Genomic DNA, 10,960 nt, shown 5'->3' with positions numbered 1-10,960 from the left:
GTCAATCCTTTTGGCTGGAGGCTTTGCGCGGATGCAATGACATCAATTGGCTATAAACGAAAAACGCCGCCCACTGGGCGGCGTTTCGGCATTGCAGAAGGAAAACCCAGATTACTTGATCTTGGTTTCCTTGAATTCGACGTGCTTCTTGGCGACCGGGTCGTACTTGCGGAACGACAGCTTGTCCGTCTTGGTACGGCTGTTCTTGCTGGTCACGTAGAAGAAACCGGTGTCGGCGGTCGACAGAAGCTTGATCTTGATGTTTGCGGCTTTGGCCATGATATCAGTCCGTTTGTTCGTGGGGTTTTGGCCGCTGGAGCACGGGGAAACACCCGGACGCGGGAAACTTGGCGCGACACATAAAGAACGCGCCCGGAAAGTCAAGCCCGGTAGGCCCTGTGCGACCCGCCTGAGCCGACTGGTGAGCGGAAATCACGCGGTTTCCGTCGCCGATGCCGCAACCTTCTTCCAGTCGCCGGTCGTGTTCCACCAGCGATTCGGATTGGCGCGGTCGTCCAGCCCTTTGGAACGGCTGGCAAGGATCGGCTGAATGCGGATCACCGGTTCCTGGTAGGAATGGGCCTGGAAAATCGCCTCGACGACGCGGGCGGCCAGCGTCTGGTCGTCCGGTAGTTCGAAGGAAACCTCAACCGTGCCGGGGCGCCGCCGCAGCTCCGTTTCGGCGCCGGCGGCCGCACCGTCAAGCGGCCTGTAGCGTTCGATGCCGTGCGCCGACTGATAGGCATTGCGGTCATATTTACCCATGGCCAGCGGTGCGATCGCGACCACCGCGTCCATGATGCGGTCGACGTCGGCGGCCGGGGCCTGGAAGGTTACGAGCAGAAGCAGTGTCATTCGTAGCGATGTGGTTTCAAAGCCGCTGTCGATCATGGAAGTGTCCTCAAGTGTTTTGGGACATCCTTTTAGCCCTGTGCTCCTGACACGGTTCTGTCAGCAGCCTGTCATCGGCCAATGCGAATGCAGGGCCGGTAGCAGTCGCGCTACAGGAGGATCTTGCGGACCAGCCTGACGGCGACCAAAGCAATGTAGGCGGCGAAGAACAGGCCTAGCGACCAGCCGAAGCCGGACGGACCGAACGCATCCATGCCGATGCCGATCGCTTGCGGGCCGAGCACCATGCCGACGCCGTAGCACAGCACGAAGGCGGCGTTGGCCGACGCCAGTTCGTGGCCCGAAAGCTGCGAGCCGAGATGGGCAAGGCCGATCGTGTACATGGCAGCGACGACGCCACCCCAGACAAACAGAAGTGCTGCCATCAAATGCCAGTTCTGGGCGAAGAAGGGCATGAAGACAGTGCCGACAAGACCGACCGTGGCGCAGGCAATCAGCAGATAGCGGCGGTCGCTGACGCGGTCGCTGATCATGCCGATCGGGATCTGCAGCAGCACGTTGCCAAGACCGATCATGGTCAGGAGAAGGGCTGCGTCGGCCTCGGAATAGCCGATGCGGCTGCCATAGATCGGAAACAGCGCAAAGCCGCCGGTTTCCACCGCACCGAACACCAGCACGGCCGCGGTCGCCGATGGCACCAGCCAGATGTAGCGCAGGAAATTGCTGGTCTCGCCGTCGGAGGCGATCGACGGGCTCTCGTTGCGCGCCGCCAGCACGGGTATGGCTGCCAGCGTCACCAGACCGATGATGACGCCGAACGGCCTGAAGCCGGAACTGCCGAGATGGGCGAACAGCCACGGCCCGGCGGCAAAGCCGAGCGACAGAACAGTGGCGTAAATGCCCAGGACAAGGCCGCGCCGATGCGGCGGCGCCGAGGTGCTGATCCAGAATTCAGACAGGATGAACAGCACCGTCAGCGCGATGTGCAGCACGATGCGCAGCGGAAACCACATCCAGAAATCGGGCGCGAAATGAAAGCCGACAAAGGCAAGCGCGCCGGTCGCGATCATGGCAATCATGGTCCAGGCGACGCCGAAGCGCATGGCGAGTGGCGTCGCCAGCGGCGCGCCGGCGATCGAGGCGAGGCCGGCGACGGCCGTGTTGAGGCCGATCATCGAGGCCGAATGGCCGCGTGTTTCCAGGATGACGCTGAGCAGCGGCATGCCAAGACCGATGGCGATGCCGACGACGCTGATCGACGAGATCGCCGCCACCATCGGCAGCCAGTGTACGCGTTCGTCGCCCTGTGGTTGGGTATCGACCGTCATGGGGATGCTGAATACTCTACAGAAGTTCGCGGGTGAAGCGGTTGCGGACAAGCCGGTAGAAGGGCACGGGACCGCCCGGACGCAACAGCGGATCATGGGCGAGGCGCTTTTGCAGCTCGTCCAGGATCATTCGGGTGATGTCGGGTATGTCGGCTTCCCTGGCCTTGGCAAGCGGCAACCAGACCAGCTCTTCGAGTTCGTTGGTCGGGCCGCCACCGGGCAGTTCGACTGCGACGTCGTCGCGCCAGGCGCTAAAGAAGCGCGTGTCGAAGCGGCGCACCCGGTTGGGCGGCGTGATGGCGCGCGCGACGAAGCGCAGCATGTCCAGAGAGGGCTGCACGCCGTGTTCGGCAAAACCTTGCCAATCGGGCCTGACGGTGGCGAAAGCGCCTTTGCGGCCGATCAGCAATCCGGCTTCCTCATAGGTCTCGCGGATGGCCGACAAGGCGATGGCGCGGGCTCGTGCGGCGCTTATGCGCCCCGGCCCGGCGATCAGCCTAGCTTCCTGCTCCGGGTGCAATGCAGCGGCGACCGGGATGCGGCTGTCGGCCGGATCGGTGCGGCCGCCGGGAAAGACGAACTTGCCCGGCATGAAGGCGTGGCCGGCATGGCGGCGGCCCATCAGAACCAGCACGTCATCGCCCTTGCGGTCGAGCAGGATCAGGGTTGCCGCGTCGCGCGGCCGAATTGGCCGGTCGCTATGAGCGATCATGCTCCGCTCGATCTTGTCGACTTCCGCCTTGGTCATACCGTCCATGCGCAGGACCTAGCGGAAACTTCTGGCAAGCGAAAGTGGCCTTTCACGGTCGGTATGTTGCGCCAGGGCGCATTCTTGGCTGCGACTCAGGCTCCGGGATGCGGCTCGATCACGTCGTGTTCGTCGCCGAAGCCGTGCATATAGAAGGCCCATTGCAGTCCGATGACGGCACCCTTGACCGGTTGCAGCAGTGCGACCGACAGAAGGATGGTCAGCGGCACCCAGATGGCGATGTGCTGCCATGTGGACAAGGTGGAGGTCGCCTCGACGCCCATGAAAGCGCCGAGCACGATGTGACCGACGATGACGATGACGAGATAGGCAGGCAGGTCGTCGGCGCGGTGGTGATGCAGTTCCTCACCGCAGACGCTGCATGTGTCGACGGTCTTGGTGAAGGCGCGAAACAGCTTGCCTTCGCCGCAATGCGGGCAGCGGCCGAGCAGGCCGCGCTTCATCGCCGTCCACAGCGGGCGGGCGACCCGGCCCGAGTGATGTTCTCCGCCGAAAACCTGTTCTTCAATGGCTGTTGTCATCATCGTCTCCTGCCGCGCGAACCCGGTCGCGATTGCGACGCGCGGGCGCGGCCCTTGGCCTTGTGAAACGACCGCTTGGAGCCCGGCAAAGGCTTCGGGTCGGTCAACATCTCGAAGCGCATCGCGCCGGCCATCGGTGCCACCTCGACGAGTCGGACTTCGACGCGGTCCGCGAGCTGGTAGCCTTTGCCCGAGCGTTCTCCGAACAGGGAGCGGGCCGTTTCGTCGTATATATAGTAATCGCCGTTCAATGTTGACACCGGGATGAAACCATCCGCGCCGTACTGCGGCAATTGGACAAATAGTCCTGATTTGGTGACGCCGGAGATGCGGGCATCGAACCGGTCGTCGATGCGCTCGGCGAGATAGGCGGCGATCAGACGGTCGACCGTGTCGCGCTCGGCCGCCATTGCGCGGCGTTCCGTGCCTGAGATCAGCACCGCGACATCTTCGAGCCGTGCCGCTTCGTCCTGCGTCAGCCCGCCCGGGCCCAGGCCGAGTGCGGCAATAAGTCCGCGATGAACGATCAAATCGGCATAGCGGCGGATCGGCGAGGTGAAATGGGCGTAGCGCCTGAGGTTGAGACCGAAATGGCCGATGTTCTTGGGCGAGTATTCGGCTTGGCTCTGCGAGCGCAGCACCACTTCGTTGACCAAGCCTTCATTGTCGGCGCCGCGCACGCGCTCCAGGATGCCGTTGAACTGGCTTGGCTGCATCTGCGCGCCGCGGGCGAGCGACAGGCCAAGCGTCTGCAGGAACTCGCGCAACGATTCCTGCTTGGCGAGCGACGGCGCGTCGTGGACGCGGTAGACCAGTTCCTGTTTCTTCGCTTCCAGCGTCTCGGCGGCGGCAACATTGGCCTGGATCATGAATTCTTCGATGAGCTTGTGGGCATCGAGCCGTTCCGGCACGATGACGCGATCGACGGTGCCGTCCGGCTTGAGCAGGATCTTGCGCTCCGGCAGATCGAGCTCGAGCGGCTGGCGCCCATCGCGGCCACGCTTCAGGATCGCATAGCCGTCCCACAGCGGCTTCAGCACCGTATCGAGGATTGGACCGGTCTTCTCGTCCGGCACGCCGTCGATCGCCGCCTGCGCCTGGGTGTAGGCGAGCTTCGCCGCCGACTTCATCATGACGCGATGGAAGGAGTGCCTGAGCTTGCGGCCCTCGGCCGAAAAAACCATACGCACGGCGAGCGCCGGCCGGTCCTGGCCCTCGCGCAGCGAGCAGAGATCGTTGGAGATGCGTTCGGGTAGCATCGGCACGACGCGATCGGGGAAATAGACCGAATTGCCGCGCTTCAGCGCTTCGCGATCGAGCGCCGTGCCATAGCGCACATAGGCGGCGACGTCGGCGATCGCCACAGTGGCGACCACGCCGCCCGGGTTCTTCTCGTCGAGATCGGGTGTAGCGAAGACGGCGTCGTCATGGTCCTTGGCGTCGGCCGGATCGATGGTGACCAGCGGCAGGTCGCGCCAGTCCTCGCGGTGATCAAGCGTCGCCGGCTTGACGGCTTCGGATTCAGCGATGACGTCGGTCGGGAAAATATGCGGAATGTCATGCGCGTGTATGGCGATCATCGAGACCGCCTTTTCGCTGGTCAGCGAACCCAGCACGTTGAGCACCTTGGCTCTCGGCAAGCCATAGCGGGAGGCCCTTGCGGGCTCGACCTCGACCAGGTCGCCGTTCTTGGCGCCGTTCTGGAATTCCTTGTCGACAATCAGTTCGGGCTGACGCCGTTCCACCGGTTCGATGCGGAAGGTGCCGTCCTGCAGGATGCGAAAGACACCGAGCACGGCATCGGTGCGCTTCTCGAAAATCTTCATCACCCGCCCGGTGTAGGCGGGGCCGGTCGCTTCGTTGGTCGGAAAGGTTTTTGCCAGCACGCGGTCGCCGATGCCGGGCGCCGGGCCGCTGCCGCCACGCGACACGCGGATCGAGACGACGGGCGGTTCGCCCGTGCCCACGGCCTCGGCCGGGTGCGCCAGCAAAATGCCATCGCCGTCGCGGCCGAAGATGTCGAGCACGGCGACATGGGGCAGGGCGCCGACGCGGGCCAGTTGCTTGCGCTCCTTGGTCAGGACGCCTTCGTCCTGCAGGTCGCGCAAAATGTCCTTCAGCCAGATGCGGTCGTCGCCGCGCAGCGCGAACGCCTTGGCAATGTCGCGTTTTCCCGCGCGATCGGGATTTTCGGCGATGTAGCGCAGGATTTCGTCACGCGATGGCCGATAGTCGTCCTTGACCTTGGCCCTCGTGTCGGCGGTGCGCGGATCGCCGTGGCTCCTACCGGTGATCCTGCGCGCCACGCTGTCCTACCCTTTTTTCTTCGCGGCCGGCTTCTTCGAAGCCGGCTTTTGGGCCGCCGTTTTCTTGGCTGTGGTTTTCTTGGCAGCAGGTGCCTTAGCCGCTGCCGCCTTGCGGAACGGCTTCTTGCCGCCACCGCCCTTGGCTTCCTTCTCGGCAATCAGCGCCAGCGCATCCTCGATCGTCACCGACTGCGGATCCCTGCCCTTGGGCAGGGTGGCGTTGACCTTGCCGAAATTCACGTAAGGTCCGTATTTGCCGTCGCGCACGACGATCTTGCCGCCGCCATCGGGATGGTCGCCAAGCTCCTTCAGCGCAGCGGCAGTGCCGCCATTGCGGCCGCCCTTGCCCTTCAGCTGCTTCTCGGCGATCACCGACACGGCGCGGTTGAGGCCGATCGAGAACACATCCTCGATGCTTTCGAGATTGGCATAGGTGCCGTCATGCAGCACGAACGGGCCGTAGCGGCCGAGCCCGGCCGAGATCATCTTGGCCGTTTCCGGATGCTGGCCGACATCGCGCGGCAGCGACAACAGGGCGAGCGCCTTCTCGTGGTCGATCGACTCTGCCGTCCAGCCCTTGGGCAGGCTGGAACGCTTGGCTTCCTTGCCGTCGCCGCGCTGCAGATAGGGGCCAAAGCGGCCGCTGCGCAGCGTGATTTCCTCTGACGTGTAGGGATCCTTGCCGATCACCTTGGTGCCATCCTCGCCGCCGCCATTCTCGCCATTCGGGTTGGCGGCGTCGCCGAGCTGGCGGGTGAAGGAGCATTCGGGATAGTTGGAGCAGCCGACAAAGGCGCCGAACTTGCCGAGCTTCAGCGACAGGTTGCCGGAGCCGCATTTCGGGCAGATGCGCGGGTTCGAACCGTCTTCGCGGGCCGGAAACACCAGCGGCGCCAGTTCTTCATTCAGCGCGTCGAGCACATCGGTGACGCGCAGTTCCTTGATGTCGGCGACGGCGCCGGAAAAATCCTTCCAGAAATCGCGCAGCACGTCCTTCCAGGCGAGCTTGCCGTCGGAAATCTCGTCGAGCTTTTCCTCGAGGGATGCGGTGAAGTCGTACTCGACATAGCGCTTGAAGAAGCTTTCGAGGAAAGCAGACAGCAGCCGGCCCTTAGCCTGCGGCACCAGCCGGCGCTTGTCGATGGTGACGTAGTCGCGGTCTTCGAGCGTCTTCAGGATCGCCGTATAGGTAGAAGGCCGGCCGATGCCGAGCTCTTCCAGCTTCTTGATCAGCGAGGCTTCGGAATAACGCGGCGGCGGCTCGGTGGTGTGCTGGGTGGCGTTGATCGACTGACGGGCAAGCTGTTCGCCGGCACGGATTTCGGGCAGGCGGCGATTTTCCTCGTCTTCCGCATCGTCGTCCTTCTGATCGGTGTAGGCGGCGATGAAGCCGTCGAAGCGGACAACCGAACCGATGGCGCGAAGCTCAGCGGTGCGCGATCCATTGACCGCCTCGATCTCGGCGGTGGTGCGCTCGATCTCGGCGGACTGCATCTGGCTGGCGATGGCGCGCTTCCAGATCAATTCATAGAGCCGCATCTGGTCGGAATCGAGATATTGCCTGACCGATGCCGGGGTGCGCATGAAATCCGTCGGGCGGATCGCTTCGTGCGCCTCCTGGGCGTTCTTGGCTTTGGCGGTATATTGGCGCGGCTTTTCCGGCAGGTATTTTGCGCCGAATTCTTTGGCGATGGCGTCGCGGGCGGCCGAGATTGCCTCGGGCGCCATCTGCACGCCGTCGGTTCGCATATAGGTGATGAGGCCGGTGGTCTCGCCGCCGATCTCCATGCCTTCATAGAGCCGCTGCGCCACCTGCATGGTGCGGCTGGCCGAGAAGCCGAGGCCCGACGAGGCGGCCTGCTGCAACGTCGAGGTGGTGAAGGGCGGGCCGGGATTGCGCTTGGTCGGCTTGGCTTCGACCGACACTGCCTTGAAGGTCGCGCCTTCAAGCATCGACTTGATGTCGTCGGCCTGTGCCTTGTTGGAAATGTCGAGCTTTTGCAGCTTCTTGCGATCGAAGGCGGTCAGCCGCGCTTCGAAATTCTCGTTGCGTGGCGTGCCCAGCAGAGCTGCGATCTGCCAGTATTCCTCACGGATGAAGCGCTCGATCTCGGATTCGCGGTCGCAGACCAGACGTAGCGCAACCGATTGGACGCGGCCGGCCGAGCGGGCGCCCGGCAGCTTGCGCCACAGCACCGGCGACAGCGTGAAGCCGACGAGATAATCGAGCGCACGGCGGGCGAGATAGGCATCGACCAGCGGCGCATCGATTTGGCGCGGATTGGCCATTGCCTCCAGCACCGACGATTTGGTGATGGCGTTGAAGACGACGCGGCTAACCGGCTTGTCCTTCAGCGCGCGCTTCTGCTTCAGCACTTCCAGCACATGCCAGGAAATGGCTTCGCCCTCGCGATCCGGGTCGGTGGCGAGGATCAGGCCGTCCGCATCTTTGACCGCTTTGGCGATGTCGGCGAGGCGCTTGCCAGAGGCGGTGTCGACCGCCCAGGACATGGCGAAATCCTCATCCGGACGCACCGAACCATCTTTGGCCGGCAAATCGCGGACATGGCCGAACGAGGCCAGAACCTTGTAGTTCTTGCCGAGGTATTTGTTGATTGTCTTCGCCTTGGCCGGCGATTCGACGACGACGACGTCCATGAGGTCTCATATCAGCTGTGGTGCGGCAGAAGAATTCCGCTGCGCGCGACGAAATCTCGTTCTATTTGTCGCTCACATGGCCGCGCTTTTGCATCCGGTCAAGGGGAAGCGCCCAAATTGCGAGGCTGTCCGCAGCAATACACTCTTAGAGTGTATGGAGAAAATCACAGAATTTTGGGAAAGGGAGATGGTGGGCCTGAACCAGCGGAAACGACCCGATTCATTTTTCCACCGAGTCGCTGAAATGCTGCCCCGATCCGTAACGGGCGACATTATAACAGGCTGATTGATACTGGCCGCCGGCTGCATGGAGCGATGCCCGGCGACCAGCCCTTGTTCCGCCACCATGCGGGAATGGCGTATTTAGTTGGCCTTGACGATATGCCAGACCTCGCCGACACCGTCGCCGGCCACGTCGCCGGCCTTCTTGTCCTTGATGAAGGTATAGACCGGCTTGCCGTCATAGGCCCACATCTTGGTGCCGTCGGTGCGGTCGACAACGCTCCATTCGTCGTCCGCCTTGGCGCCGGCTTCGGCCTTCAGCGGCGGCCAATTGGTGGCACATTTGTCGTAGCAATTGGTCTTGCCCTTCTCGTCCTTGTCATAAGTATAAAGCGTCATGCCGTTGGCATCGGTGTAGATCTTGGTGCCATTGACCTCGGCTTCCTTCCACGCGTTGGCCGCGAAAGATGCGGCGGTGCTGAGCAAAAGCGCTGCCAGCCCTACGGTTATGGTTTTCATGGAAATCTCCCTGACTGATATCTGGAGACGCGCGGGAAATCGCGGCCTCACTGTATCAACGCCTGCGGGCTGCCGTTTCTTCCCCGGCAGGTGCGTCGGCCAGGGATGATCAAGGGATGATCTTGCCAACACAATGGTGATTGGTGGACAAGGCTGCGCGTCGCTATATCGGCGTAACGGTATTGGAGTTCTTGGAAATGGCATTGGACATCGGCTATGTCAGCGCGGTCGGGGCGGGAGCCATCTCGTTCCTGTCGCCTTGCGTACTGCCGCTGGTGCCGCCCTATCTCTGCTATATGGCCGGCGTCTCGGTCGACGATTTCCGCGGCAATGCGGGAACTACGGCGAGGGAAGGCGCGCGCGGTGCGCTGCTTTATTCCTCGATCGCCTTCGTGCTCGGCTTCTCGACCGTCTTTGTCGCGCTGGGCGCCGGCGCCTCGACCATCGGCCGGCTGCTGCGCGTCTGGCAGGAGCCGCTGGCGATGGGCGCCGGTGTGCTGATCATCTTGATGGGCCTGAATTTCCTCGGCGTGTTGCGCATCCCACTGCTGTCGCGCGAGGCGCGCTTCCAGTCGCAAGGCAAGCCGGCAAGTGCGATCGCGGCCTATGTCATGGGACTGGCCTTTGCCTTCGGCTGGACGCCCTGCATCGGCCCGGTGCTGGGGCCGATCCTGACGCTGGCCGGCGGCCGCGAGACGGTGGGCGAGGGCGCGTTGCTGCTAGCCGCCTATTCGCTTGGGCTGGGCATCCCGTTCCTGATCGCAGCGCTGTTTTCCGGCGCCTTCATGCGCTTTCTCGGCAGATTCCGCGTCCATCTCGGCCGCGTCGAAAAGGCCATCGGTGCTCTGCTGGTGGTCGCCGGCGTGTTTTTCCTCACCGGTGGCGTGCAGACCGTGTCCTACTGGCTGCTGGAGAATTTTCCGGTGCTGGGGCGGCTGGGGTAACTTTTTGTCGGATGCCGAACGCATTTTCTGCGTTCGATTGGATCGTTGAACTACTGATTAAAAGTAAGTTGCTCATCCGATCTCATCGGAATTTAACCGCATTGGTGCAGCATGGCGCCACTGCTAGCATGCTTTGATTCCCAACCCTTTCATATGGTTGTCCATCCATGAGCCAGAGATCCTGCCTGTCCGTCATCCTCGCCGCCGGCGAAGGCACGCGCATGAAGAGCGTGCTGCCGAAGGTGCTGCACCAGATCGCCGGGCTGCCGATGGTCGCCCATGTGGTGAAGGCAGCCGAAGCAGCCGGCGCCGGCAGCCAGGCGCTGGTGATTGGCCATGGCGCGGACGAGATGCGCAAGGCGGCGGCGAAATTCGCGCCAAAGGCCGAGACCTTCGTGCAGGAAAAGCGTCTCGGAACGGCGCACGCCGTTCTGGCCGCACGCGAGGCGATATCAAAGGGTTATGACGATATCCTTGTGATGTTCGGCGACACGCCGCTGATCGACGCGGATGCGCTGACCGTGGCGCGGCTGAAGCTGGCTGAGGGCGCTGCCGTCGTGGTGATCGGTTTCCGCCCGCCCAGTCCGACCGGTTATGGCCGGCTGATCGAGAAGGACGGGAAGCTGGTCGCCATCCGCGAGGAGAAGGATTGCTCCGAGGAGGAGAGGAAAATAACCTTCTGCAATGCCGGCATGATGGCGGTGGCCGGTGCCCACGCGCTGAAGCTGCTCGACGCGGTTGGCAACAAGAATGCCAAGGGTGAGTATTATCTCACCGACATTGTCGAGATCGCCGGCGCGCGAGGCCTCGATGTCATTGCCACCGAAGCCAGTTTCGAGAG

At 63.1% G+C, this 10,960-nt stretch carries 10 protein-coding genes; 2 read left to right on the top strand and 8 right to left on the bottom strand.

Annotated features, from left to right (window positions below):
- Positions 1–111: 111 nt before the first annotated feature.
- From rpmG to EN993_RS23785, 8 genes are all read right to left on the bottom strand, one after another.
- Positions 112–279 (bottom strand): 50S ribosomal protein L33, encoded by a 168-nt coding sequence (rpmG, locus tag EN993_RS23820; RefSeq protein ID WP_006201775.1) that lies wholly within the window; start codon positions 277–279, stop codon positions 112–114.
- 153 nt (positions 280–432) lie between these two features.
- A complete protein-coding gene (locus EN993_RS23815; RefSeq protein ID WP_126068960.1) occupies positions 433–891 on the bottom strand; it encodes a hypothetical protein in 459 nt (152 codons plus the stop codon).
- Positions 892–1,001: 110 nt separating this feature from the next.
- Positions 1,002–2,180, bottom strand: a complete 1,179-nt coding sequence (locus tag EN993_RS23810) for an MFS transporter (RefSeq protein ID WP_109671476.1) — start codon at positions 2,178–2,180, stop codon at positions 1,002–1,004.
- A gap of 16 nt (positions 2,181–2,196) precedes the next feature.
- Complete coding sequence (locus EN993_RS23805) at positions 2,197–2,937, bottom strand: NUDIX domain-containing protein (protein ID WP_127264981.1); 741 nt, start codon at positions 2,935–2,937, stop codon at positions 2,197–2,199.
- An 86-nt stretch (positions 2,938–3,023) separates the two neighbouring features.
- Positions 3,024–3,470 (bottom strand): DUF983 domain-containing protein, encoded by a 447-nt coding sequence (locus EN993_RS23800; protein WP_109671557.1) that lies wholly within the window; start codon positions 3,468–3,470, stop codon positions 3,024–3,026.
- A complete protein-coding gene (gene rnr / locus EN993_RS23795) occupies positions 3,470–5,776 on the bottom strand; it encodes a ribonuclease R (protein ID WP_127264980.1) in 2,307 nt (768 codons plus the stop codon). The genes EN993_RS23800 and rnr overlap by 1 nt, the downstream gene beginning before the upstream one ends.
- A 6-nt stretch (positions 5,777–5,782) precedes the next feature.
- Positions 5,783–8,434, bottom strand: a complete 2,652-nt coding sequence (gene topA, locus EN993_RS23790) for a type I DNA topoisomerase (protein WP_109671473.1) — start codon at positions 8,432–8,434, stop codon at positions 5,783–5,785.
- Between the two features lie 363 nt (positions 8,435–8,797).
- Positions 8,798–9,175 carry a hypothetical protein gene (locus EN993_RS23785; RefSeq protein WP_127264979.1) on the bottom strand — a complete coding sequence of 126 codons (378 nt, stop codon included), beginning with the start codon at positions 9,173–9,175 and terminating at the stop codon, positions 8,798–8,800.
- A 197-nt stretch (positions 9,176–9,372) separates the two neighbouring features.
- On the opposite strand from EN993_RS23785, the gene EN993_RS23780 reads away from it, so the two are divergent.
- Complete coding sequence (locus EN993_RS23780) at positions 9,373–10,119, top strand: cytochrome c biogenesis CcdA family protein (protein WP_126068962.1); 747 nt, start codon at positions 9,373–9,375, stop codon at positions 10,117–10,119.
- Positions 10,120–10,286: 167 nt separating this feature from the next.
- Positions 10,287–10,960, top strand: a 674-nt coding sequence (locus EN993_RS23775) for an NTP transferase domain-containing protein (RefSeq protein WP_164757777.1), incomplete at its 3' end; no start/stop codon positions are given.

This window comes from Mesorhizobium sp. M7D.F.Ca.US.004.01.2.1 (assembly GCF_003997785.1).
GTDB lineage: Bacteria > Pseudomonadota > Alphaproteobacteria > Rhizobiales > Rhizobiaceae > Mesorhizobium > Mesorhizobium loti.
This window is presented reverse-complemented; position numbering and strand designations above follow the sequence as displayed.